We start from the raw sequence: 22,754 nt of genomic DNA, 5'->3' as shown, positions 1-22,754 counted from the left end.
TGCGAGGGGGCATGACTCACAAGGGAAGAAATCACCATGCTCGAAAGTTGTCAGAATGCTCAGGAACGCTGGGGTGGGGTGCATCTGCTGATCGACCGCTGGTTGCAGGAGCGTCACGAACTGGTTCGGGCCTATGATGCTCTCGGCGACAAGCCTGAAGCGCTGAGCGAAAGCCGCAAACCGTTGCAGGAGTTCTGCGGTGTGCTGGTCGACTATGTGTCTGCCGGTCATTTCGAGATCTACGAACAACTGACGGGCGAGGCCAAGGCCTTCAACGACAAGCGTGGCCTGGAGCTCGCCGAGCAGATCTATCCGCGCATCGACGTCATCACCGAAAAACTGCTGGCGTTCAACGACCTTTGTGATGAAGGCAAGTGCGTAGCGGAAAAATTCAAAGAGCTGGGCGGCTTGCTGCACGAGCGCTTCGAACTGGAAGACTGCCTGATCGAAGTGCTGCACAACGCCCACAAGGAAGAGGCTCCGGTCCAGGCCTGAAGGGCTCGCGGTAATAAAAAAACGGTGCGCATTGCGCACCGTTTTTCGTTTGGGGCAGTGTCAGGTTGTCGCGCCCAGCAACTCGATTTCAAACACCAGAGGCGTGAATGGCGGGATCACATCCCCGGCACCTTCGGCGCCATAGGCCTGGGTCGAAGGAATCACCAGCCGCCACTTCGCGCCAACCGGCATCTGCGGCAATGCACTGCGCCAACCGTCAATCACGCTGTCGAGGCTGAACCACTGGGCTTGCCGGTTGGAGTCGAATACGGTGCCGTCCGGCAACCGGCCGATGTACAACACTTGGACCTTGCCGTGGGGGCCGGCTTTCGCGCCGTGGCCTGGCTTGAGTTCGGTCAGCAGGATGCCGTCTGCCAGCTGTTGGACCCCGGGGCGGTTTTTTTCTTCATCGAGAAATTTCTGTTCGGTCTTCAGTGCGACTTCGATCTGCGGTGTCGTGGATTGCGCCGTCAGTTGCGCCTGATGCGCGGCCAGGATCTGTTCGATGCGTTCATCCTTGAGAGCCAGAGGCTTGCCCAGATAGGCCTGTTGCAGACCTTCCACCAGGGCCTGGATCTGCAGGTCGGGTACGTCCTGACGCAGGCGTTCACCCAGGCTCGCACCCAAGCTGTACGCCAGATCGCGAGCCTCGTTTGCGTTGGTTTTTTCAACGGCCTGAGTCATGGAGCAAACCATGCACAGGCTTAAAAACAGGTGACGCGACATGTGTGCTCTCCGGCCTCGAATCGAGGAATTATGCCAGTGTCGATATCTGTAGCGGTGGATTGCCCAGGCACGGATGTAGAAGATTTTTCGTCTCTTGCAACGCAACGTCTTGTGTACTGTCAACATGCCCTAGCGGCGGTTGCAGCAGAGGTCTAGTATGAGCCGCACTCACGTCAGTCAGGAGGTAAACCATGTCGGCCACCAAGAAGCCAGTAAACACTCCGTTGCACCTGCTCCAACAACTTTCGGGCAGCTTGCTCGAGCATCTGGAAAATGCCTGCTCCCAAGCCCTGGCTGATGCTGAAAAACTGCTCGCCAAACTGGAAAAACAACGTGGCAAAGCCCAGGAGAAACTGCACAAGTCGCGCACCAAGTTGCAAGACGCAGCCACCGCTGGCAAGGCCAAGGCACAAGCCAAGGCCAAGGACGTTGTGAAAGAACTCGAAGACCTGCTCGATGCCTTGAAGGATCGTCAGTCCGAAACCCGCACCTACATTCTGCAACTCAAGCGTGATGCCCAGGAAAGCCTGAAACTGGCCCAGGGCGTTGGTCGCGTGCAAGAGGCTGCGGGCAAGGCGCTGTCGCTTCGTGCTGCCAAGCCTGCTGCTGTATCGGCCAAGAAGCCGGCAGCTAAACCCGTCGCGGCAAAAGCACCCGCTAAAGTGGCTGCCAAGCCAGCTGCGAAAGCACCGGCCAAAGCAGCAAGCAAGCCGGCTGCCAAATCGGTCGCTGCCAGCGCTGCAAAACCAGCGGCAAAAAAACCAGCTGCGAAAGCTGCCGCCAAACCCGCTGCAAAGACGGCCGCCGCTAAGCCTGTTGCCGCTAAGCCTGCTGCAAAAGCTGTCGCTAAACCTGCGGCCAAGCCTGCCGCTAAAACCGCCGCCGCCAAACCGGTTGCAAAAGCTGCTGCCAAACCTGCCGCTGCGAAACCCGCTGCCAAGCCTGCGGCAACAAAAACTGCTGCGGCCAAGCCTGCTGTGAAACCGGCTGCCAAGCCAGCTGTTGCCAAAGCACCTGCCAAAGCGACGGCTAAACCCGCTGCCAAACCCGCTGCGGCAAAACCTGCGGCCAAGCCAGCCGCCGCGAAACCGGCCGCTGCAAAGCCTGCAGCCAAGCCAGCTGCCGCGAAACCGGCCGCTGCAAAGCCTGCAGCCAAGCCAGCTGCCGCGAAACCGGTCGCTGCAAAACCTGCCGCCAAGCCAGCGGCGAAACCCGCCGTGAAAAAGCCAGCCACCGCAAAAGCCTCGACTGCGCCAGCAGCCAAGCCTGCGACATCGGCACCGGCTGCTTCGACCACGACACCTGCTCCAACCGCCAGCACTCCGGCCCCGGCGATCAGCCCATCCGCCGCCGTAGCGCCGAGCTCCAGCAACCCAACCAGCGCTTCCTAAGTGCCGGACACCGCGACGCGCAGCTGATGCAGCGCGTCGCGGTTCGCTGGGTCGGCACTCGCCGCCAGCCCTTGCAGCCATTGCGCTGAATCGTTCTGTTGTCCCTCAGGCCAATCCTCGGTCGTTGCCTGCAATCGCTCCAGCAATCGCCGTTCGGCTTCCAACTCCAGTCCCTTGAGCTGTTCGCGCAGGCTATTGAGTGCTGTGTCTTGCAGGGCACTGGTTTTCCATTGGCTGCGCAGCAAGCGCAAGGGCCTTACCACTTCTGCATCCCAAGGCTCGGTCAATTGCCGAAGCTGTTGCAGCCGTTGTTCATTGCAGGTTACGCCGCGCCGTTCCAGCCAAAGTCCGCAAAGCAGCAGGCACACATTCGCGCCAGCGTTCTGTAGCGCCAGGCAGGCCGGCTCTACGCCAGGCTTGGCATAGAGGTCGAGGGAAAAGCTCCACAGGTCAGGGGACATCGTGCTACTCGCGCCAGTTGTGAGCGAAGCTGGTAGACTCCGCCGCCATTATGATCCGACTTCAGAACCTGACTTTACAGCGTGGCCCGCAACGTCTGCTAGAAGACGCCGAGCTGACCCTGCACGCCGGCCACAAAGCCGGCCTCATCGGTGCCAACGGTGCCGGCAAATCGAGCCTGTTCGCCTTGCTGAGGGGTGAGCTGCACCCGGACTCGGGCGACTGCTTGCTGCCGGCCGATTGGCGTATCGCCCACATGCGCCAGGAGGTCGACACCCTCGAGCGCCTGGCAGTGGACTACGTGCTCGACGGGGACCTGCGCCTGCGCCAGGTTCAACGCGACCTGGCGGCGGCAGAGGCGGCCCACGACGGCGCTGCCCAGGCCCGTTTGCATTCGGAGCTCGACAGCGCCGACGGCTACACCGCCGATGCCCGCGCGCGCAAATTGCTGGCAGGCCTGGGTTTTACCAATGAGCAGATGGACCGTCAGGTCGGGGATTTCTCCGGCGGCTGGCGGATGCGCCTGAACCTGGCGCAGGCCTTGATGTGCCCCTCGGACTTGCTGTTGCTCGATGAGCCCACCAACCACTTGGATCTCGACGCCATCATCTGGCTCGAAGATTGGCTCAAGAACTACCCCGGCACGCTGTTGCTGATTTCCCACGACCGGGACTTCCTCGACGCCGTGGTCGATCACGTAGCCCATGTCGATCAACGCAAGCTCACCTTGTACCGCGGCGGCTACAGTGCTTTCGAGCGAGCCCGTGCCGAACGCCTGGCCCAGCAACAGCAGGCCTACGAGAAGCAGCAGGCACAGCGTGCGCACATGGAAAGCTACATCGCCCGCTTCAAGGCCCAGGCCACCAAGGCCCGCCAGGCCCAGAGCCGGATCAAGGCGCTGGAGCGGATGGAGGAGCTGTCCGCGGCCCACGTCGATTCACCGTTTGATTTCGTCTTTCGCGAGTCGACCAAGATTTCCAGCCCGCTGATCGACCTGTCCGACGCGCGCCTGGGCTATGGCGACAAGACCGTGCTGGAGAAGGTCAAGCTGCAACTGACCCCGGGTGCGCGGATCGGTCTGCTGGGGCCCAACGGTGCCGGTAAGTCGACCCTGATCAAAAACCTTTCCGGTGAACTCGAACCTCTTGCCGGGCGCCTGACCCGGGGCGAGAACACCGTGGTTGGCTACTTCGCCCAGCATCAGCTCGACTCCCTGGATTCCAAGGCCAGCCCGCTGTTGCATTTGCAACGCCTGGCGCCGACCGAGCGCGAGCAGGTCCTGCGCGACTTCCTCGGTGGTTTCGATTTCCGCGGCGCGCGTATCGACGAACCGGTGCTGAATTTCTCCGGTGGCGAAAAGGCTCGCCTGGCGCTGGCGTTGATCGCCTGGGGTAGGCCGAACCTATTGCTGCTCGACGAACCGACCAACCACCTCGACCTGGAAATGCGCCTGGCCCTGACCATGGCCTTGCAGGAATTCAGTGGGGCCGTGCTGGTGGTGTCCCACGATCGGCATTTGCTCAAAAGCACCACGGATAATTTCTTTCTGGTGGCCGACGGCAAGGTCGAGGAGTTCGACGGCGATCTGGAAGACTACGCGCGCTGGCTGGTGGAGTACCGTCAGCGCAATGCCCCGGTCAGCACCACGCCCGTCAACCCGGACAAGACCGACAAGAAAGCCCAGCGCCAGGCCGCAGCGGCTCTGCGTCAGCAGTTGGCGCCCCATAAGCGCGAAGCCGATAAGCTCGAAGTCGAACTGGGCAAGCTCCATGAAAAGCTGCAGAAAATCGAAACCAGCCTCGGCGACAGCGGTCTTTACGAAGCGGCGCGCAAGGATGAGCTGCGTGATCTGCTGGCCGAACAGGCCAGGCTGAAGGTTCGGGAAGCGGAGCTTGAGGAGGCGTGGATGCAAGCCTTGGAGCTGCTGGAAAACTTGCAAGCGGAGCTGGAGGCGTTGTCCTGATGGAAGCGTTGGCGTTGCCTATCCCTGTCATGTGGATCGAGCCGATCTGGCTCGGTGTGCAAATCCTGCTGATCCTGCTGGCTGGCTATGTCGCGCAGCGTGTCGTGGCACGGACCCTTACAGGCCTGGGTGAGCGTTACCCCTTCCCACCGCAATTGGTGATCATCCTGCGAGGCGTGCTGCGCTGGCTGATCATGGGCAGCGCTGTGCTGGTGGTGCTCGAGCGCCTGGGCGTCTCGGCCACGGTGCTGTGGACCGCGCTGTCGGGTTTCGTCGCGGTGGCCGCGGTGGCGTTTTTCGCCATCTGGAGTGTGTTATCGAACCTGCTGTGCGCCGTTTTGATCTACACCGTCGGGCCGTTTCGCCTGGGGGATGTGGTCGAGCTGGTGGACACCACCGACAAGCCTGGCATCAAGGGCCGCGTGGTGGCGATCAACCTGCTGTACACCACGCTGATCGAACCCGAGGAGCTCGGCACCGGCAGCGCCATGGTGCAAGTGCCCAACAGCCTGTTTTTCCAGCGTTCGGTTCGGCGCTGGCGTGGCAGCGAGACGTTTCCGGTCGGCGGTTTCGTCGAATAATCCGGCCGTGCAGATGGGCTGTTGTTTGCAAAAAAGCGATGGTCAATCGTGCGGTGGCGCATTAGCTTAGTCGTTTCCGACGAATCTGAGCCGAGGTGTGCAATGTTGCTGGAAACATGGCTGGCGTTTTTCGCTGCCTGTTGGGTGATCAGTCTTTCCCCAGGCGCCGGTGCCATTGCATCGATGTCCAGTGGCCTGCGCTATGGTTTCTGGCGCGGTTACTGGAATGCCCTGGGCCTGCAGCTGGGCCTGGCGTTGCAAATCGTGATCGTCGCCGCCGGTGTTGGCGCGATCCTCACCGCATCAGCTACCGCGTTCTACGCGATCAAATGGTTCGGTGTGGCCTATCTGGTTTACCTGGGTATCAAACAGTGGCGAGCCATCCCCGGCGATATCAGTGATGAGTCCGTTGTGCGTCCTATCGGCAACCCTTTGGCTCTGGTGTTTCGCGGCTTTCTGGTCAACATCAGCAACCCCAAGGCGCTGGTGTTCATGCTGGCGGTGCTGCCGCAATTCATCGACCCCCATGCCCCCTTGCTCAAGCAGTACCTGATCCTGGGCGTGACCATGATCTGCGTCGACCTCATCGTCATGGCCGGGTACACCGGGCTGGCGTCCAAAGTCCTGCGCCTGTTGCGCACACCGAAGCAGCAACGGCGGATGAACCGCACGTTTGCTGGCCTGTTCATCGGGGCGGCGGGCTTGCTCGCGACGATTCGCAAGGCTGCGGTGTAACCGACTTTCACACTACCCTGTGGCGAGGGAGCTTGCTCCCGCTGGGCTGCGAAGCAGCCCCAAGATTTTGCGGTCGCTGCGCAACCGAGCGGGAGCAAGCTCCCTCGCCACAAAAGCATCTCTCCAGCGGTGTGGCTCAGCGCAGGATCACCGGCGCGGTATCCCGGGGCAGATTATTGCGCTGCACGGGTTCGCCAGGCTGTTCGTAACGCGGGCCACCGAGTTGTTCGCTCATTTGCCGCGCCACGTCTTCACCCAGAGCCTTGGACACGTCGCGTACTACTCGCGGACGGTTGAGGCTGATGTGGACATCCCGGTGGTTCAACAGCTTGGTGTCCTGGCCTTCACCCATGGCGGTGAAGGCCGAGGTGATTTCGAAGGTCTTGGTGTTGATCAGGCTGAAGTCCGCCACCAGCGTCAGTGCAAGCACTGCCGAGTAGCTGTTGGTGTTGGCCAGTTCGTTGATGTCGCGAGTGAAGTCGATGTCGGAAACGGTGCCGAACAGCACGTAATCGGCACCTTTGAACTGCCCGCCCTTGATGCGCTTGATGACGTCATAGACGTCGCCTTTGGAAGACGCGGTGTGCGGTGTTCCCTGCACCAGCTGGAACATCCCGCTGCGCAGGATCTCGCCTTTGATGTCACCGGTGAACTTGCGCAGTTCACCTTGCTCGATATAGCTGCTGGTGGCTTCCATTTCGTCGTAGCTCGACGACGCGCTGGCGCTGTAGCCATTCGCCTGGAAGTTGCTCTGGGCGGAAACGGTGTGGATGTACTCTTCCACCCGCTCCTGATACGCGAGGTCCGTGACCGCGACTTTTGGGGCCGCCTGCGCGCCGAACGCGCAGGCCAGGGCCATGATGCCGATCCATGTGCGCATGGCTTAACGCTCCGTGGTCTTGCGGATTTCTTTTTCGTCCATCCACTCGGCCAGACCGCTTTCGACGTCGATCAACTGCAGGCTGAATTTATAGAAGACGTCCTTGTAGTCGCTGCTGCGCTTGACGATCGAGCTGATGGAACCCTCGATGCGGTATTTGGCAGCGATCATGTTGCCGGTCTTGGCCACGGTGCTTTTCTTGTACAGGCCGCTCTGGTTCTGCAGCTTGAGCTGGTCGACCTGGCTGTCCATGGCGGTGTTGTCGCTGGCAAAGCGCGCGGCACCGGTCTTCATCAGTTGGGTCTTGATGCTGGTGGTGATTTCGCGGGTGTCGATGTACTCGCTGGTCTTGTTCTTCACGTCATAGACCTGAACCACCGGACGGCCCTGCAAAACGCCGGATTGGGCCAGGGAGCGGGTCATGGATTCGGCGATCATTTGCAAGTCGGTGGAGCCGAACTCGTTGGTCACGGTTTCCACGGCCTTGGTGTCACCGTAGCTGATGTTCTTGTTGCCCAGGACCGGGGAGTTGTTGGCGCAGCCGCTGACCAGCAGGGCGGCGAGGGCGATGGAGGAAATGCGTACAAACATGGGGATGCTCTCGAAAACTGAAAAAGGGATAACGCGTAATACCTGTCACTCGGTCGCTTTCTGTGGGAGCGAGCTTGCTCGCGATAGCGGTGTGTCAGTCAGCATCATTGCTGGCGGATCCAATGCCATCGCGAGCAAGCTCGCTCCCACAGGTTGTGCAGCTCAAGGGGTATTGATTTCCAAACGGAAATCCACAGCCTTGGGCGTCGGCGCGATGGCCGGCAGGAAGCTGGTCTGTTCGCCGTACAGGCTCAGGGTTTTCCAGGTTTCTTCCTCGGCGATCGGAAAGCCTTCCGGCCCCAGCCAGGCAAAGCGGTAATACATAGTCTTGTTGTTGAAGCTGGTGTTGCTCAGCTGCACGTTGACGGTCAGGTAGCCGTTTTCCCGGGCGACGCGCATGGCGCCCACCACGATGTTTTTCGTCTTGCCCATTGCCACGACCTTGCTGGCGGCACTGCCCGGCTCCGGTGGCGGCGGGGTGGCGCAACCGGCCAGCAAGGCCAGGGCGCCGACGGCGATCAGTTTTAAACGCATGTGAACAAGACTCCGTTCTTAAGGTTGCTTAAGGGCAATGGCGGTCGGGTTGGCGCTGGGCATCACCTGGGCAGCCAGGCCGCCGGCGAACACCTGGTTGCCCACCGCCCGCAGGCTGATGACTTGGTAACGCTGGTCGACGGTGACCTTGACCACCGAGCCGCCCACGGCGCTTGGCAAGGTGACTTGGTGCTCGCCTTTCTTCAGGCGCAGGCGTACCACCTGGGTGTAGTCCGGCAAGGTGCGCCAGGTCCGGGTGTCGGCGCCTTCGAGCACGGCCGAGGTGATGCCCACGGCCAGGCCGGCCAGGGGATTGGTATCATTGATCTGCTTTTGTGCCACGCCACGGGTGATTGCCCGCACGGTCGTGCGCAGGATGATGCCCGGCATGTCATCGCGCAGGGCCCGGCGGGACATGGCGGTGGTGCTGTTGAGCTGGGTCAGGTCGAGCTGACGGCCGTCGACGCCGATCTGGGCGAAGGTGGCGGTGGAGGTGTCAGGCTTGATCAGCGGGAACGACAGTGGCGTGATGACCAGGTTGCCGCTGATGGGCAAGGGCAGGGGAATGCGAATCGAATCCCGGGACGGCGCCAGGCCGCTCTGGACGACGATCAGGATGTCGCTGTCGTCGTTCTTGGTGGCTGGTTTGTCGAGGTTGAGCAGCGCCTGTTCCAGCAACGGGGTGTTCGGGCGCAGTTCAGCGGCCTTGCGATAGCCTGGCGCGGCCAGGTCCTTTTCTCCCAGGGCTTCGTAGACGAAACCGGCCAGGTAATGGCTGAACGCACTCTGGTAACTGTTTTTCAGGCTGACCACTTCCGGCGCGTCGAGGCTGGCCACCGGATAGCCCTGGAGGTCCTTGTACTCGGTCTTGACCCCTTGCTTCTCGGCATCCTCTTCGCGCTTGAGGTATTCCTTGTCCCGCAGGTCGGCGATCACTGCTTCGCGTTCGTGGGTTTTCTTGATCTGCGTCCGCGCACCGTCGAAGTCGTTCACTGCCAGCAGATTCAGGGCCATCTGGGTGGTCAGCATGACCTTTTCGTAGTCATAGCCCTCGTAGCGCCGGACTTTATCGTTGACCAGGAAACTGCCGAACTGCGCCAGGTACTTGGCCGTGTCGAGCTTGACGGCGTCTTCCCACTGGCCGACCTGCTGGTCGGCGCTGGTCCAGGCAGACTGGCTGCCGGACAGATCACCCTTGGCGCGCAGCAATTCGCCTTTTTCGAAGAAATACAGCAGGTCTTTGTCCTGGCTGCTGTTGTTCTTTTCCAGCAGGGTCAACGCCGCATCGACGTTGCCGGAAGCCAGCTGCTGGTTGGTCTGGGCCAATTCACTGTCGTAGTTGCGAAAGGCCGAACAGCCGGACAACAAGGTGATCGCACCGAGGGCGAGCGAAAAAGCGGCACGGGAGGCCATGACTACATCTTCCCTGAGGTATCAGCCGGGGTGTGCGGGTCGGGCTGGGGCGATCCCACGGACAGGCGTCGGAACGCTGTCAGTTCCTCATAAAAAGAGGAGCTTTTATGCCATCTGACAATAAGAGGGCGGCAGGATTATAAACATGGCCGTTGGCTATGTAATGGCTTTTCAATGTCTATCTGCTGTTTTTGTGACATCACCTCCAAACCATGAAAATCCGATGAAAATCTGCTTCCAGAGCACATCGCCCCTTGAGCCAAAGTCATTGGAAGTGAACAATGTGTTACTTCTTATTACCAACTGAGAGTCATTCATGACTGCCCCGTTTCGTATCCTGGCCTGGCTGGCACTGCCGTTGCTTGCGCTGTGCAGCACTCATCTGCTGGCCGACACCGTTGAAGGCGCCCCACAAGCACTGCATTTGCTGGATTACATTGGGGCGGATTACCCAGTGACGGTCGAAGCGGGCAAGGTTGTCGAGGCGTCGGAATACCGGGAGCAGTTGGAGTTCATCCAAGTGTTGGAAGGGTTGATCGCCGCCCTGCCGGCCAAGCCGGAAAAGGCGGAACTGACCCAAGGCATCGCCGCATTGCGCGGCGCCATCACCCAGCGCCAGGACGGCGGCGAAGTCGCGCGCCTGGCCCGGCAACTGGGGGCCAGGTTGGCGGTGGCTTACGAAGTGAGCCAGGCGCCAATCATCACCCCGGACCCTACACGCGGTGCGCCGTTGTACGCCCAACACTGTTCGGTGTGCCACGGTGACAGCGGTGCCGGCGACGGCCCCGCCGGTGTCGGCCTCGAACCTGCGCCTTCCAATCTGCGCGACGGCCAGCGCCTGGACCGCCTGAGTCTCTACGCGATCTACAACACCCTCGGCATGGGCGTCGAGGGCACCGACATGCCGGCCTTCGCCGATCAGCTCGACGACCGTCAGCGTTGGGACCTGGCAACCTACATCGCCAGCTTCAGTGCCGACCCGGCTGCCGCCAAAAGTGAACGAACCTACAACCTTGCCGACCTCGCGCGTCAGACGCCGGCCGAAGTGCTCGCCGCGCAAGGTCCCGAAGCAGCGGCCACCTTCCGCGCCCAGCGTGCCCAGCCGCCGCAAGTACAGCGCGGCCCGGCGCAGTTGCTCGACTACACCGCCGCCACCCTGGATAAAAGCATCGCGGCGTATCGCGCCGGTGACCACGACCAAGCCTATGACTTGTCGGTAGCGGCTTATCTGGAAGGGTTCGAGCTGGTGGAAAGCTCGCTGGACAATGTCGATGCCAACGTGCGCAAAGACACTGAAAAGGCCTTGATGGCCTACCGTCAATCGCTGCAGGACGGTTTGCCGGTCGAGCAGGCCGCGCAGCGTCTGGACGCCGCCAAAGCTAAATTGAAGGAATCCGCCGGCCTGTTGGGCGGCGACGGTTTGAACTGGTCGCTGAGCTACGTCTCCGGGTTGCTGATTCTGCTGCGTGAAGGGCTGGAGGCGATCCTGGTGCTGGCGGCGATCCTGGCGTTCCTGCGCAACACCGGCCAGCAGTCGGCGGTGCGCAGCGTCAACGTGGGTTGGGGCCTGGCGCTGTTGGCCGGCCTGGCGACCTGGGGGCTGGCCGCGTATGTGATCGACGTCAGTGGCGCCCAGCGCGAATTGCTCGAAGGCGCGACGGCGTTGTTCGCCAGTGTGATGGTGCTGTGGCTGGGGGTGTGGATGCATGACCGGCGCCATGCGGCGGCCTGGCAGGACTACATCAAGAGCAGCCTGGTGGGCGGCGGTGGCCGTTTTGGTTTCGCGATCCTGGCGTTCTTCTCGGTCTATCGCGAGCTGTTCGAAGTGATCCTGTTCTACGAAACCCTGTGGTTGCAGGCCGGCCCCGCCGGGCACAACGCGGTGTTGGCGGGTGGCGCGACAGCGCTGGTGCTGCTGGTCGGCCTGGCCTGGGTGATCCTGCGCGGCTCGGCGAAACTGCCGCTGGCGCTGTTTTTCAGCATCAACGCCGCGTTGCTGTGTGCGCTGTCAGTGGTGTTCGCCGGCCATGGCGTGAAGGCGTTGCAGGAAGCCGGGATCTTCGGCACCCATCCGGTGGCGTTCTTTGACTTCGACTGGTTGGGCATCCATGCCGATGCCTATTCGCTGACGGCCCAGGTGGTGGCGATCCTGGCGATCGTGGTGCTGTATGGGCGCAGTTGGGTGGCGGAGAAGCGTCGGGTCCAGGTTTCCTGAACAGCGGCATTCGCTGCGCCCATGATCGCGAGCAAGCTCGCTCCCACAAGATGTAGGCTGCCCTATGTGGGAGCGAGCTTGCTCGCGATGCATTTAAAAAGAGGAACAACCCCAATGCGCGTATGGATCGACGCCGATGCCTGTCCCAAGGCCGCGAAGGAACTGGTGGTCAAGTTTGCCTTGAAGCGCCAGTTCGAAGTGGTGCTGGTGGCTGGCCAGCCGCAGATCAAGCCGGGCCTGGCCTGTGTGAAATTGATCGTGGTACCCAGCGGCCCCGATGCGGCGGACGATTACCTGGTGGAACACGCCGTGCCGGGCGAGCTGGTGATCTGCAGCGATGTGCCCTTGGCGGACCGGTTGGTGAAGAAGGGTGTCGCCGCCCTGGACCCTCGGGGCAAGGAATTCGATGCCCAAAACATGGGGGATCGGCTGGCGGTGCGCAACCTGTTCACCGATTTGCGTGAACAGGGCCACATGGGCGGTGGCCCGGCGGCGTACAGCGAGCGGGACAAGCAGGGGTTTGCCAATGCCTTGGATCGGATATTGACGCGCTTGGCCCGAATGGCTTGAGTTCTGTGTAACCCCCCTGTGGGAGCGAGCTTGCTCGCGATAGCGTCGGATCAGCTGGCATCTCTATCGGCTGACACACCGCCTTCGCGAGCAAGCCCGCTCCCACAAGGATGGCGGCGGTGTCAGGCGTCGTTCTCGTGCGTCAATTCCAGCACCCGGTCCACCAGCTTATTGATGCCCGAGGCCGCTTCGCTGATGTTCTGCGCCAGCATGTAGGCCGGGGTGCTGACCAGTTTGCGCGCGGTGTCTTCGACGATATCGGTGACGGTGCAGTCTTCGTGTGTGCCGCCCATCTTGACCACGGCGGCGGCGGTGTCGACGTCGTTGCCGATGGTGCAGACCACGCCAGGGCCGTAGATCTTGGCCGCCAGGGCCGGGGAAATGCAGATCAGCCCCACCGGTTTACCGGCCTCGGCAAAGGCTTCGGTCAGCGCCAGGACCTCTGGCTGCACGGTGCAACCCGGGCCTTCGACGGCAAAGTTGGAGAGGTTTTTCGCCGAGCCAAAACCACCGGGTACGATCAAGGCGTCGAAATCCTCGGCCCTGGCTTCGCGCAAGTCTTTCACGTTGCCCCGAGCGATCCGCGCCGACTCCACCAGCACATTGCGGCTCTCGGGCATTTCTTCTCCGGTCAGGTGATTGATCACATGCAGTTGGGCGATGTTGGGGGCGAAACATTGCACCTGTGCGCCGCGCTGATCGAGACGCAGCAAGGTGATCACGCTTTCGTGGATCTCGGCGCCGTCGTACACGCCACAGCCGGAAAGGATCACTGCAATTTTTTTGCTCATGGTTTTTTCTCCAGATTCATGGCGTTAAATGTCCACTAATTTGTCACTCGTTGCCATAGGGTTCTCCAGCGGCTACACCTAATCTGCCGGTTACCTACAAGCTCGGGTCGCGTCATGAATTTCATTCTGTATGCCGTACCGTTCTTCTTCGTGTTGATCGCCGTCGAGTTGCTGGCTGATCGCTGGCGTGGTGTGAGTCACTACCGTGTGGCGGACGCGATCAACAGCTTGAGCACCGGTGTGCTGTCGACCACCACCGGTTTGCTGACCAAGGGCGTGGGGCTGGTGACCTACGCCTTTGCATTGAAGCATCTGGCCGTCACTCAACTGCCTGACGACCGGGCCTGGGTCTGGGTGTTTGCCTTTGTGTTCTACGACTTTTGCTATTACTGGCTGCACCGCATGGGCCATGAACGCAATATCCTCTGGGCGGCCCATTCGGTGCATCACCAGAGCGAGGACTACAACCTGTCCACCGCGTTGCGCCAGACCAGCACCGGATTTGTGTTGAGCTGGATCTTCTACCTGCCGCTGGCCGTGCTGGGCGTGCCGCTGGTGGTGTTCGTCAGCGTTGCGGCGTTGAATCTGCTGTACCAGTTTTGGGTCCACACCCAACACATTCCCAAGCTCGGCTGGCTGGAGTGGTGCTTCGTTACGCCGTCCAATCATCGTGCCCACCATGCACAGAACCCTCTCTACATGGATCGCAACTACGGCGGGGTGTTCATTATTTGGGACCGTCTGTTTGGCACCTTCCAGGAAGAAGACGACAACGATCCGGTGATTTTTGGTGTAACCACGCCGCTGGCCAGCTGGAATCCGTTGTGGGCCAACCTGCAGTTCTATGCACAACTATGGGCGGATGCCCGTCGAGCCGAGCGCGGGTGGGACAAGTTGCGGATCTGGTTCATGCCCACCGGTTGGCGGCCGGCGGACGTTGCCGCCAGGTACCCGCTGAACAAGCCGCAGCTGAGCCAGTTCCGCAAGTTCGAGGTGCCGCTGGACGGGCGCCAGCAGGGGTATGTGGCGCTGCAGTTCTGCGTCTACATTGCGCTGGGCAGTTACTTGATGAACCTGGAGAACAGCCTGCCGGTCGCCGCCCTGGTGCTCGGTTGGGGAGCGGTGGCATGGGGGTTGTTCGTGCTGGGCGTGGCCCTGGAGAATCGCCCGTGGGCGCTGAGGCTGGAGCTGTTGCGGCTGGCCTCGAACCTGCCGCTGGTGTGGCTGGCGCCGCTGGTCGGCTTGTGGCCGACCGGCCCAGTGGCTTGGGTCGGGTTGCTCAGCTACAGCTTGCTCAGTGGTATTGGCCTGTATTGCTGCCGCAACCGGTTTACTCGGTTGGCGTCGTAGGTTCGCCGGCCTTGGCTTGTGCCAGGCGCTCGGCTTCGAGGACCTTCCTGGCCTGCCGCGCGGTCTTGAAGCGCCGACGCAGCCACAGGCACAGGCCCAGCAACAACAGGGCGCCGAGCACCCACAGCTCGTATTTCTTGATGCTGCCCAGCATGCCTTCGAGCACTGCGCCGAAGTGGTAGGCAGCGGCGGCCAGTGCCGTGGCCCAGATTGCCGCACCGATGCCGTTGAGCAACAGGTAACGGCCCGGCGGGTAGCCTGACAGGCCGATAGCCACCGGCATCACCGTACGCAGGCCATAGACGAAGCGAAAGCTCAGGACCCAGATGTCCGGATGCTTGCGGATATGCTCCAGCGCGCGATCCCCCATCAATTGCCAGCGTGGCTTGCGCGCCAGCAGCTTGCGCCCATGCTTGCGGCCCAGGAAATACCACAGCTGATCGCCCGCATAGCTGCCGCAGAACGCCACGACCACCACGAGATTGATATCCATATAGCCGCGGAACGCCAGGAAGCCTGCGAGCACGAGGATGGTTTCGCCTTCGAAGAACGTGCCGATAAACAGGGCCAAGTAGCCGAAGTCATGCAGAAATTGTTGGAGCATTGTCTGGGTGCTGGCGAAATGAACGCGCAGCCTAACCCTTCGAGCACATTCAGGAAAGTATCGAAATGTGTCTCGACGTGAACAATTCCTACAATGACAATAACTGCGACGACAGGTCACAGGTGCGCACAACTGTAATGCTTTGGTCATAATGGCCGCTTATAACTGTCACGCTCGCCCGTCAGCACGGGCTCAGGAGTCTGCCGTGAGCTTTACCCCCGCCAATCGTCTGTTCCCTTCTACCCGCCTGCGTCGCAATCGCCGTGATGAGTTCTCGCGTCGGCTGGTACGTGAAAACGTACTGACCACCAACGACCTGATCTTGCCGGTGTTTGTGCTGGACGGTGAGAACCGTCGCGAAGCGGTGGCGTCGATGCCTGGCGTGGAGCGCCTGACCATCGATCTGTTGCTCGAAGAAGCTGCCCAGTGGGTCGAGCTGGGCATTCCGGCGCTGGCGCTGTTCCCGGTGACCCCATCGACCCTCAAGTCCCTGGACGCTGCCGAGGCCTGGAACCCGGAGGGCATCGCCCAGCGTGCCACCCGCGCCCTGCGCGCGCGCTTCCCGGAGCTGGGGGTGATCACTGACGTGGCGCTGGACCCGTTCACCACCCATGGCCAGGACGGCATTCTTGATGAAGAAGGCTATGTGCAGAACGACATTACCGTCGATGCACTGGTGAGGCAGGCCCTTTCCCACGCCGAGGCCGGCGCCCAGGTGGTGGCACCGTCGGACATGATGGACGGCCGCATCCAGGCGATCCGCGAAGCCCTGGAAGTGGCCGGCCACGTCAACGTGCGGATCATGGCCTACTCGGCCAAGTACGCCAGTGCCTATTACGGCCCGTTCCGCGACGCGGTCGGCTCGGCCCTGAACCTGGGCAAGGCCAACAAGGCCTCTTATCAGATGGACCCGGCCAACAGCCACGAAGCCTTGCACGAAGTCGCGGCTGACTTGTCAGAAGGGGCAGATATGGTCATGGTCAAGCCGGGCATGCCTTACCTCGACATTCTTTGCCGGGTCAAGGATGAGTTCAAAGTGCCGACCTTTGTTTATCAGGTCAGCGGCGAGTACGCCATGCACATGGCCGCAATCCAGAACGGTTGGTTGAGCGAAGCAGTGATCCTCGAGTCCTTGACCGCTTTTAAACGTGCAGGAGCTGATGGCATCCTGACTTACTTTGCCGTGCGCGCTGCCCAATTGTTACGAGAGCAGAAATAGCCTCCCAGGAACTTGCGATGAATACCGAAGGACTCTCTGAAGTTGCTGTAAAAGATGCTCAACCCGTGGTCGAGCAAGTCGCTGAGACACCGCCGGAGCTGGAGCCCGCTCCCCCGGCTGTCATCGAGCCTGCCCCGGCCCCGGTGATTGCCGTTCCCAACCTGGATGACAGCAGCCTGTACATCCATCGGGAGCTGTCGCAACTGCAGTTCAACATCCGCGTGCTGGAGCAGGCGCTGGACGAGTCCTATCCGTTACTCGAGCGGTTGAAGTTCCTGCTGATCTTTTCCAGCAACCTGGATGAGTTCTTCGAAATCCGCGTCGCCGGGTTGAAGAAACAGATCACCTTCGCCCGGGAACAGGCCGGTGCCGACGGGCTGCAACCGCATCAGGCCCTGGCGCGCATCAGTGAACTGGTCCACGGCCACGTTGACCGCCAGTACGCGATCCTCAATGACATCCTGTTGCCGGAGCTGGAAAAACATCAGGTCCGCTTCATCCGTCGCCGCAACTGGAACACCAAGATCAAGACCTGGGTGCGTCGCTATTTCCGCGATGAGATCGCGCCGATCATTACGCCGATCGGCCTCGACCCGACACACCCGTTCCCGCTGCTGGTCAACAAGAGCCTGAACTTCATCGTCGAACTGGAAGGCATCGACGCCTTTGGTCGCGATTCCGGCCTGGCGATCATCCCGGCACCGCGCCTGCTGCCACGCGTCATCCGCGTACCGGAAGATGTGGGCGGCGCTGGCGACAACTATGTGTTCCTGTCGTCGATGATCCATGCCCACGCCGATGACCTGTTCCAGGGCATGAAGGTCAAGGGCTGCTACCAGTTCCGCCTGACCCGCAACGCCGACCTGTCGGTAGACACCGAAGATGTCGAAGACCTGGCCCGCGCCCTGCGCGGCGAGCTGTTCTCGCGCCGCTACGGCGATGCGGTGCGCCTGGAAGTGGCCGACACTTGCCCCAAACACCTGTCCGATTACCTGCTCAAGCAATTCAACCTGCATGAGACCGAGCTGTATCAGGTCAACGGTCCGGTCAACCTGACCCGGCTGTTCAGCATCACCGGCCTGGACAGTCACCCTGAGCTGCAATATTTGCCGTTCACGCCGCAGATCCCGAAACTGCTGCAGAACAGCGAGAACATTTTCAGCGTGATCAGCAAGCAGGACATCCTGCTGTTGCACCCGTTCGAGTCGTTCACCCCTGTGGTCGACCTGCTGCGCCAGGCCGCCAAGGATCCTCACGTATTGGCGGTGCGACAGACCCTGTATCGCAGCGGCGCCAACTCGGAAATCGTCGACGCCCTGGTGGACGCGGCGCGAAACGGCAAGGAGGTCACGGCGGTGATCGAATTGCGCGCGCGCTTCGATGAGGAATCCAACCTGCAACTGGCCAGCCGTCTGCAAGCGGCCGGTGCGGTGGTGATCTACGGCGTGGTCGGCTTCAAGACCCACGCCAAGATGATGCTCATCCTGCGGCGCGAAGCCGGTGAAATCGTGCGTTATGCCCACTTGGGCACCGGCAACTATCACGCCGCCAACGCCCGTCTCTACACCGACTACAGCCTGCTGACCTCTGACGATGCCTTGTGCGAAGACGTCGGCAAGCTGTTCAGCCAATTGATCGGCATGGGCAAGACCCTGCGCATGAAAAAACTGCTGCATGCGCCATTTACCCTGAAAAAGGGCATGCTCGACATGATCGCCCGGGAAACCCAGTTCGCCCTGGAAGGCAAGCCGGCGCACATCATCGCCAAATTCAACTCGCTGACCGATCCGAAAATCATCCGCGCGTTGTACAAGGCCAGCCAGTCGGGCGTGCGCATCGACCTGGTGGTACGTGGCATGTGCTGCCTGCGGCCGGGCATTCCGGGGGTGTCCCATAACATCCACGTACGCTCGATCATCGGACGCTTCCTGGAACATACCCGGGTGTTCTACTTCCTCAATGGTGGCGAGGAGCAGATGTTCCTGTCCAGTGCCGACTGGATGGAGCGCAACCTCGACAAGCGGGTCGAGACTTGCTTCCCGGTGGAAGGCAAGAAGTTGATCCTGCGGGTCAAGAAGGAGCTGGAAAGCTACCTCACCGACAACACCCACAGCTGGAGCCTGCAGTCGGATGGCCGTTACATCCGCAACACGCCGACCGGCAACCAGAACCCGCGCAGTGCCCAGGCGACGTTGCTGGAGCGCTTGAGCAGTCCGGTGTTGGCGGTTCGTTAAAAAATCGGCGGGGGAGGCAGGCTTGGCTTTTGTGGCGAGGGAGCTTGCTCCCGCTGGGCTGCGAAGCAGTCCCCAAATCTGAGGTCGTGATCTGTCAGTCAGATCATCGCAGCCACTCTTGGGAGGGCTTCGCCCTCCACCGGGAGCAAGCTCCCTCGCCACAGAGATTGTGTTGTGGCAGGGCTCAGTGGATGTTCAACACAATCCCGACCCGGGTCAGCCAGTCGGCTTCCTGGGCGAAGTCGGCCTGGGTCAGTTGGTTCTCTTCCAGCCAATTTTCAGGAAACAACACATCCAGATGATCGCCATCGGCGCGCAGGACCACCTGGGGCATTTCCTGGGTGCCGCGGATGTGGTGGAACAGAATCGCAAAGCGCAGCAGCACGCACAGGCGAATCAGCTTGATGCCGTCATCGCCGAATTCGGCAAATTTATCCTTGGGAATGTTGCGACGGTGTCCGCGCACCAGAAGCGCGAGCATCTGTTGGTCTTCCCGGGAGAAACCCGCCAGGTCCGAGTGCTCGATCAGGTAGGCGCCGTGCTTGTGGTAGTGATAGTGGGCGATGTCCAGGCCCACCTCATGCACCTTGGCGGCCCAGCCCAGCAGTTCGCGCCAGACGCCGTCGTTCAGGTCCCAGTCATCGGCCACCTGGTCGAAGGCATGCAGCGCCTTGCGCTCGACCCGAGCGGCTTGTTCCTGATCGACGTGATAACGCTCCATGAGCGAGCCCAGGGTGCGTTCCCGGACGTCTTCGTGATGATGACGCCCCAGTAGGTCATACAGCACGCCTTCGCGCAGGGCGCCCTCACAGTGGTCCATGCGCTGCAATTCGAGGGCGTCGAAAATGGCTTCCAGAATCGCCAGCCCCGCCGGGAAAATTGCCCGGCGGTCGGGCTTGATGCCTTCGAAATCGATCTTGTCGGCATCGCCGAGCTTGAACACCCGACGCTTGAGCCAGGCCAAACCCTCGGCATTGACCTCGCCGGTGCCATGCCCGCCGGCCTTGAGTGCCAGGCCAATGGCGCGAATGGTGCCCGAGGAGCCGATGGCTTCATCCCAGGTCAGGCGATGCAGGGCGTGTTCGATGCTCATGATTTCCAGGCGCGCCGCCGTATAGGCCTGGGCATAGCGGGCCGGGGTAATCTTGCCGTCGCGGAAATAGCGCTGGGTATAGCTGACGCAGCCCATCTGCAGGCTTTCGCGCAGCAGCGGCTCGAAACGCTGGCCAATGATGAACTCGGTACTGCCGCCGCCGATGTCCGCCACCAGGCGCTTGCCCGGCGTATCGGCCAGGGTGTGGGAGACGCCGAGGTAGATCAGGCGGGCTTCTTCACGGCCAGAGATGACTTCCACCGGATGGCCGAGGATCTCTTCGGCGCGGCGGATGAATTCACCCCGGTTGCGCGCCTCGCGCAGGGCATTGGTACCTACGATCCGCACCGCGCCCAGGGGCATGCCGTTGATCAGTTGGGCAAAGCGCTTGAGGCAATCGAGCCCGCGCTGGATGGATTCCTCGCTGAGCTTGCGCTCTTCGTCGATCCCGGCGGCCAGTTGGACCTTCTCGCCGAGCCGCTCAAGAATGCGGATTTCCCCGTTCTGGGCCTTGGCGACGACCATGTGGAAGCTGTTGGAGCCCAGGTCTATGGCAGCGATCAGGGACAGATTCTTGGCTTGGGATGGCGGCATGGTCAAAAAGTCTCGGTCGATAACCTCGCCATCCTGCCACGATCAACCGCTTACGCCAACGCACCTGAACCAAACCCTTGAGCCAGAGCAGCTTGCAGGGTGCTCTTGTGGCGAGGGGATTTATCCCCGCTGGGCTGCGCAGCAGCCCTAAAGCTGTGAACTCAATCATCCTGGCACGCCGAGTTGCCTGGTTTGGGGGCCGCTTCGCAGCCCAACGGGGATAAATCCCCTCGCCACAGAGTGTTCCTTGGCTGAGAAAATCAGGCTGGCTCGACGGTCCCGATAAAATTCGCCAGCTCCACCGTCTGTGGATCGGCGAACAACACCTTGGGATCCCCCACTTCATGCACCTTGCCCTGGTGCATGAACACCAATTTATCCCCGACTTCCCGGGCGAAGCGCATTTCGTGGGTGACCATGATCAGGGTCATGCCTTCCTTGGCCAGTTGCCGCACCACGCTGAGCACTTCATTGACCAGCTCCGGGTCCAGGGCCGAGGTGATTTCGTCGCACAGCAGCACTTTCGGCGACATCGCCAGGGCCCGGGCAATAGCGACCCGTTGCTGCTGGCCACCGGACAAACGGTCGGGAAACGCATCGAATTTCTCGCCGAGGCCGACCCGTTCCAGCATCTGCCGCGCCAGTTCGGTCGCCTTGGCCTTGGTTACTTTCTGTACAACCTGCGGCGCGAGCATCACGTTCTCGCCGACCGTCAGGTGCGGGAACAGGTTGAACTGCTGGAACACCATCCCGACTTTCTGCCGCAGGCTGCGCAGGTCGGCGCGGGCGGCGTCGAGGTATTCGCCATCCACTTCGATCACGCCGTCGTTGATCGACTCCAGGCCGTTGAGGGTGCGCAGCAACGTGGATTTGCCCGAGCCGCTGCGGCCGATGATCGCCACCACCTGACCTTCCTCGACGGTCAGGTCGATGCCTTTGAGCACATGGTGATCGCCGTAGTATTTATGCAGGGCGGAAATTCTAAGCAGAGGCATGCAGTCTCCTTTCCAGGTAGCGCGCACTGAGGGACAAGGGGTAGCAGAGCAGGAAATAACCGAGGGCCACCAGGCCATACACCATGAACGGCTCGAACGTGGCGTTGGCGAGCATGCCGCCGGTCTTGGTCAGTTCGGTGAAGCCAATGATCGATGTCACCGCGGTGCCTTTGACCACCTGCACGGAAAAGCCCACGGTCGGCGCCACGGCGATGCGCAAGGCCTGGGGCAGGATGACGTAGCGCAACTGCTCCAATGGGTTGAGGGCCAGGCTCGCGGAGGCTTCCCACTGGCCATTGGAGATTGCCTCGACGCAACCGCGCCAGATCTCCGCCAGGTAAGCGCTGGTAAACAGCGTCAGGGCAATCGCCGCGGCCATCCACGGCGAAATCTCCACCCCGGCCAGGGCCACGCCGAAGAACACCAGGAACAACTGCATCAACAGTGGCGTGCCCTGGAACAACTCGATGTAGGTGCGGGCGACGTTGCGCGGCAGGGCGTTTTTGGAGATGCGCAACACCATCACCAGCAAACCGATCAGGCCGCCGCCGATAAACGCCACCAGCGACAATGCCAGGGTCCATTGCAGGCCCGTGAGCAGGTTGCGCACCACGTCCCAGAAAGTGAAATCGCTCATGGGCGGCTCCTGGCAATGTAACGGCGACCCACCCAGTTCAAGAACTGACGGATCAACAGCGCCATGCACAAGTAGATCAGCGTGGTCAGCGCGTAGGTTTCAAAGGCGCGGAAGTTGCGCGACTGAATGAAGTTGGCGGCGAAGCTCAACTCTTCGGTGGCGATCTGCGAACAGACCGCCGAACCGAGCATCACGATGATGATCTGGCTGCTCAGGGCCGGCCAGACCTTGCCTAGCGCCGGCAGCAGCACCACGTGGCGGAAGGCTTCGAAGCGGCTCATCGCCAGGGCCGCGGCGGCTTCCAGTTGCCCTCTTGGGATGGCCTGGATGCCCGCGCGAATGATCTCGGTGGAATAGGCGCCGAGGTTGATCACCATCGCCAGCACCGCCGCCTGCCATTCGGAAATCTGCAGGCCCAGGGACGGCAAACCGAAGAAGATGAAAAACAGCTGCACCAGGAACGGTGTGTTGCGGATCAGCTCCACGTACACGCCGAAGATCGCCGCGAACGGACGAATATTCCACGCCCGCACCACGGCCCCGACGATGCCCAGGCTGACCCCGAGCAACGCGCCGATGGCGGTGAGTTCCAAGGTGAACAAGGCGCCGCGCAGCAGTAGCTCGGTGTTTTGTACCACCGGCAGAAAATCGAACTGGTAAGCCATGCTCAGCCTCTCACGCTAC

General features: G+C 61.4%; 22 protein-coding genes. 10 read left to right on the top strand and 12 right to left on the bottom strand.

Annotation, left to right across the window (positions count from 1 at the left end):
* The first annotated feature begins 36 nt into the window (after positions 1-36).
* Complete coding sequence (locus CD58_RS27535; RefSeq protein WP_025216085.1) at positions 37-495, top strand: Rsd/AlgQ family anti-sigma factor; 459 nt, start codon at positions 37-39, stop codon at positions 493-495.
* Between the two features lie 60 nt (positions 496-555).
* On the opposite strand, the gene CD58_RS27530 is transcribed toward CD58_RS27535, so the two are convergent.
* Positions 556-1,221: an FKBP-type peptidyl-prolyl cis-trans isomerase gene (locus tag CD58_RS27530; RefSeq protein ID WP_025216084.1), complete on the bottom strand. Its 666-nt coding sequence runs from the start codon at positions 1,219-1,221 to the stop codon at positions 556-558.
* 191 nt (positions 1,222-1,412) lie between these two features.
* Between CD58_RS27530 and CD58_RS27525 the strand changes: the two genes are divergently transcribed.
* Positions 1,413-2,612, top strand: coding sequence for an AlgP family protein (locus CD58_RS27525; RefSeq protein ID WP_025216083.1), 1,200 nt, complete (start codon positions 1,413-1,415; stop codon positions 2,610-2,612).
* Here CD58_RS27525 and CD58_RS27520 read toward each other — a convergent pair.
* Positions 2,609-3,073 carry a TIGR02444 family protein gene (locus CD58_RS27520; RefSeq protein WP_025216082.1) on the bottom strand — a complete coding sequence of 155 codons (465 nt, stop codon included), beginning with the start codon at positions 3,071-3,073 and terminating at the stop codon, positions 2,609-2,611. The two genes, CD58_RS27525 and CD58_RS27520, sit on opposite strands and share 4 nt — an antisense overlap.
* Before the next feature lie 50 nt (positions 3,074-3,123).
* Between CD58_RS27520 and CD58_RS27515 the strand changes: the two genes are divergently transcribed.
* The 3 genes from CD58_RS27515 to rhtB all read left to right on the top strand — a co-directional run bounded on the left by CD58_RS27515 (position 3,124) and on the right by rhtB (position 6,350).
* Positions 3,124-5,034 (top strand): ATP-binding cassette domain-containing protein, encoded by a 1,911-nt coding sequence (locus tag CD58_RS27515; RefSeq protein WP_025216081.1) that lies wholly within the window; start codon positions 3,124-3,126, stop codon positions 5,032-5,034.
* On the top strand, positions 5,034-5,615 hold the full coding sequence (locus CD58_RS27510; protein WP_025216080.1) for a mechanosensitive ion channel family protein: 582 nt from the start codon (positions 5,034-5,036) through the stop codon (positions 5,613-5,615). The genes CD58_RS27515 and CD58_RS27510 overlap by 1 nt, the downstream gene beginning before the upstream one ends.
* Positions 5,616-5,717: 102 nt before the next feature.
* Entirely contained in the window at positions 5,718-6,350 is a 633-nt protein-coding gene (rhtB, locus tag CD58_RS27505) for a homoserine/homoserine lactone efflux protein (protein ID WP_025216079.1), read from the top strand.
* 136 nt (positions 6,351-6,486) lie between these two features.
* Here the strand turns inward: rhtB and CD58_RS27500 are convergent, their stop codons facing one another.
* The 4 genes from CD58_RS27500 to CD58_RS27485 all read right to left on the bottom strand — a co-directional run bounded on the left by CD58_RS27500 (position 6,487) and on the right by CD58_RS27485 (position 9,768).
* Positions 6,487-7,230, bottom strand: a complete 744-nt coding sequence (locus CD58_RS27500) for a hypothetical protein (RefSeq protein ID WP_025216078.1) — start codon at positions 7,228-7,230, stop codon at positions 6,487-6,489.
* Between the two features lie 3 nt (positions 7,231-7,233).
* Positions 7,234-7,821 (bottom strand): penicillin-binding protein activator LpoB, encoded by a 588-nt coding sequence (lpoB, locus tag CD58_RS27495; RefSeq protein WP_025216077.1) that lies wholly within the window; start codon positions 7,819-7,821, stop codon positions 7,234-7,236.
* Positions 7,822-7,983: 162 nt separating this feature from the next.
* A complete protein-coding gene (locus tag CD58_RS27490; protein WP_025216076.1) occupies positions 7,984-8,355 on the bottom strand; it encodes a YcfL family protein in 372 nt (123 codons plus the stop codon).
* Positions 8,356-8,373: 18 nt separating this feature from the next.
* Complete coding sequence (locus tag CD58_RS27485; protein ID WP_025216075.1) at positions 8,374-9,768, bottom strand: COG3014 family protein; 1,395 nt, start codon at positions 9,766-9,768, stop codon at positions 8,374-8,376.
* Positions 9,769-10,084: 316 nt separating this feature from the next.
* On the opposite strand from CD58_RS27485, the gene CD58_RS27480 reads away from it, so the two are divergent.
* Together CD58_RS27480 and CD58_RS27475 are read left to right on the top strand one after the other, a co-directional pair.
* Positions 10,085-11,983 carry an FTR1 family protein gene (locus tag CD58_RS27480; protein WP_025216074.1) on the top strand — a complete coding sequence of 633 codons (1,899 nt, stop codon included), beginning with the start codon at positions 10,085-10,087 and terminating at the stop codon, positions 11,981-11,983.
* A 114-nt stretch (positions 11,984-12,097) separates the two neighbouring features.
* On the top strand, positions 12,098-12,553 hold the full coding sequence (locus CD58_RS27475; RefSeq protein ID WP_025216073.1) for a YaiI/YqxD family protein: 456 nt from the start codon (positions 12,098-12,100) through the stop codon (positions 12,551-12,553).
* A 122-nt stretch (positions 12,554-12,675) separates the two neighbouring features.
* Here the strand turns inward: CD58_RS27475 and elbB are convergent, their stop codons facing one another.
* On the bottom strand, positions 12,676-13,344 hold the full coding sequence (elbB, locus tag CD58_RS27470; RefSeq protein ID WP_025216072.1) for an isoprenoid biosynthesis glyoxalase ElbB: 669 nt from the start codon (positions 13,342-13,344) through the stop codon (positions 12,676-12,678).
* A 114-nt stretch (positions 13,345-13,458) separates the two neighbouring features.
* Here elbB and CD58_RS27465 point away from each other — a divergent pair, with 114 nt between their 5' ends.
* Positions 13,459-14,694 (top strand): sterol desaturase family protein, encoded by a 1,236-nt coding sequence (locus CD58_RS27465; protein ID WP_025216071.1) that lies wholly within the window; start codon positions 13,459-13,461, stop codon positions 14,692-14,694.
* Here the strand turns inward: CD58_RS27465 and CD58_RS27460 are convergent.
* Entirely contained in the window at positions 14,675-15,298 is a 624-nt protein-coding gene (locus CD58_RS27460) for a DedA family protein (RefSeq protein ID WP_025216070.1), read from the bottom strand. The genes CD58_RS27465 and CD58_RS27460 overlap by 20 nt on opposite strands.
* Positions 15,299-15,503: 205 nt before the next feature.
* Between CD58_RS27460 and hemB the strand changes: the two genes are divergently transcribed.
* Both hemB and ppk1 read left to right on the top strand, forming a co-directional pair.
* Positions 15,504-16,517, top strand: coding sequence for a porphobilinogen synthase (gene hemB / locus CD58_RS27455; RefSeq protein ID WP_025216069.1), 1,014 nt, complete (start codon positions 15,504-15,506; stop codon positions 16,515-16,517).
* 17 nt (positions 16,518-16,534) lie between these two features.
* The gene (gene ppk1, locus CD58_RS27450; protein WP_025216068.1) at positions 16,535-18,751 is read left to right on the top strand and encodes a polyphosphate kinase 1; all 2,217 of its coding nucleotides are present in this window, start codon (positions 16,535-16,537) and stop codon (positions 18,749-18,751) included.
* A 184-nt stretch (positions 18,752-18,935) separates the two neighbouring features.
* On the opposite strand, the gene ppx is transcribed toward ppk1, so the two are convergent.
* The 4 genes from ppx to CD58_RS27430 all read right to left on the bottom strand — a co-directional run bounded on the left by ppx (position 18,936) and on the right by CD58_RS27430 (position 22,735).
* Entirely contained in the window at positions 18,936-20,438 is a 1,503-nt protein-coding gene (gene ppx / locus CD58_RS27445; protein WP_025216067.1) for an exopolyphosphatase, read from the bottom strand.
* Between the two features lie 260 nt (positions 20,439-20,698).
* Positions 20,699-21,433 carry an amino acid ABC transporter ATP-binding protein gene (locus tag CD58_RS27440; protein ID WP_025216066.1) on the bottom strand — a complete coding sequence of 245 codons (735 nt, stop codon included), beginning with the start codon at positions 21,431-21,433 and terminating at the stop codon, positions 20,699-20,701.
* Positions 21,420-22,070: an amino acid ABC transporter permease gene (locus CD58_RS27435; RefSeq protein ID WP_025216065.1), complete on the bottom strand. Its 651-nt coding sequence runs from the start codon at positions 22,068-22,070 to the stop codon at positions 21,420-21,422. Before CD58_RS27435 ends, CD58_RS27440 begins: the two co-directional genes overlap by 14 nt.
* Entirely contained in the window at positions 22,067-22,735 is a 669-nt protein-coding gene (locus CD58_RS27430; RefSeq protein WP_025216064.1) for an amino acid ABC transporter permease, read from the bottom strand. The genes CD58_RS27435 and CD58_RS27430 overlap by 4 nt, the downstream gene beginning before the upstream one ends.
* Between the last annotated feature and the right edge of the window lie 19 nt (positions 22,736-22,754).

The organism is Pseudomonas brassicacearum, from assembly GCF_000585995.1.
Taxonomy (GTDB): domain Bacteria; phylum Pseudomonadota; class Gammaproteobacteria; order Pseudomonadales; family Pseudomonadaceae; genus Aquipseudomonas; species Aquipseudomonas brassicacearum_A.
The sequence above is the reverse complement of the archived record's forward strand: the minus strand, read 5'-3'. Positions and strand labels throughout refer to the sequence as shown.

Coding starts and splice junctions, on each gene's coding strand:
- CD58_RS27535 (WP_025216085.1), top strand. CDS start 37: ATGCTCGAAAGTTGTCAGAATGCTCAGGAACGCTGGGGTGGGGTGCAT.
- CD58_RS27530 (WP_025216084.1), bottom strand. CDS start 1,221: ATGTCGCGTCACCTGTTTTTAAGCCTGTGCATGGTTTGCTCCATGACT.
- CD58_RS27525 (WP_025216083.1), top strand. CDS start 1,413: ATGTCGGCCACCAAGAAGCCAGTAAACACTCCGTTGCACCTGCTCCAA.
- CD58_RS27520 (WP_025216082.1), bottom strand. CDS start 3,073: ATGTCCCCTGACCTGTGGAGCTTTTCCCTCGACCTCTATGCCAAGCCT.
- CD58_RS27515 (WP_025216081.1), top strand. CDS start 3,124: ATGATCCGACTTCAGAACCTGACTTTACAGCGTGGCCCGCAACGTCTG.
- CD58_RS27510 (WP_025216080.1), top strand. CDS start 5,034: ATGGAAGCGTTGGCGTTGCCTATCCCTGTCATGTGGATCGAGCCGATC.
- rhtB (WP_025216079.1), top strand. CDS start 5,718: ATGTTGCTGGAAACATGGCTGGCGTTTTTCGCTGCCTGTTGGGTGATC.
- CD58_RS27500 (WP_025216078.1), bottom strand. CDS start 7,230: ATGCGCACATGGATCGGCATCATGGCCCTGGCCTGCGCGTTCGGCGCG.
- lpoB (WP_025216077.1), bottom strand. CDS start 7,821: ATGTTTGTACGCATTTCCTCCATCGCCCTCGCCGCCCTGCTGGTCAGC.
- CD58_RS27490 (WP_025216076.1), bottom strand. CDS start 8,355: ATGCGTTTAAAACTGATCGCCGTCGGCGCCCTGGCCTTGCTGGCCGGT.
- CD58_RS27485 (WP_025216075.1), bottom strand. CDS start 9,768: ATGGCCTCCCGTGCCGCTTTTTCGCTCGCCCTCGGTGCGATCACCTTG.
- CD58_RS27480 (WP_025216074.1), top strand. CDS start 10,085: ATGACTGCCCCGTTTCGTATCCTGGCCTGGCTGGCACTGCCGTTGCTT.
- CD58_RS27475 (WP_025216073.1), top strand. CDS start 12,098: ATGCGCGTATGGATCGACGCCGATGCCTGTCCCAAGGCCGCGAAGGAA.
- elbB (WP_025216072.1), bottom strand. CDS start 13,344: ATGAGCAAAAAAATTGCAGTGATCCTTTCCGGCTGTGGCGTGTACGAC.
- CD58_RS27465 (WP_025216071.1), top strand. CDS start 13,459: ATGAATTTCATTCTGTATGCCGTACCGTTCTTCTTCGTGTTGATCGCC.
- CD58_RS27460 (WP_025216070.1), bottom strand. CDS start 15,298: ATGCTCCAACAATTTCTGCATGACTTCGGCTACTTGGCCCTGTTTATC.
- ppk1 (WP_025216068.1), top strand. CDS start 16,535: ATGAATACCGAAGGACTCTCTGAAGTTGCTGTAAAAGATGCTCAACCC.
- ppx (WP_025216067.1), bottom strand. CDS start 20,438: ATGCCGCCATCCCAAGCCAAGAATCTGTCCCTGATCGCTGCCATAGAC.
- CD58_RS27440 (WP_025216066.1), bottom strand. CDS start 21,433: ATGCCTCTGCTTAGAATTTCCGCCCTGCATAAATACTACGGCGATCAC.
- CD58_RS27435 (WP_025216065.1), bottom strand. CDS start 22,070: ATGAGCGATTTCACTTTCTGGGACGTGGTGCGCAACCTGCTCACGGGC.
- CD58_RS27430 (WP_025216064.1), bottom strand. CDS start 22,735: ATGGCTTACCAGTTCGATTTTCTGCCGGTGGTACAAAACACCGAGCTA.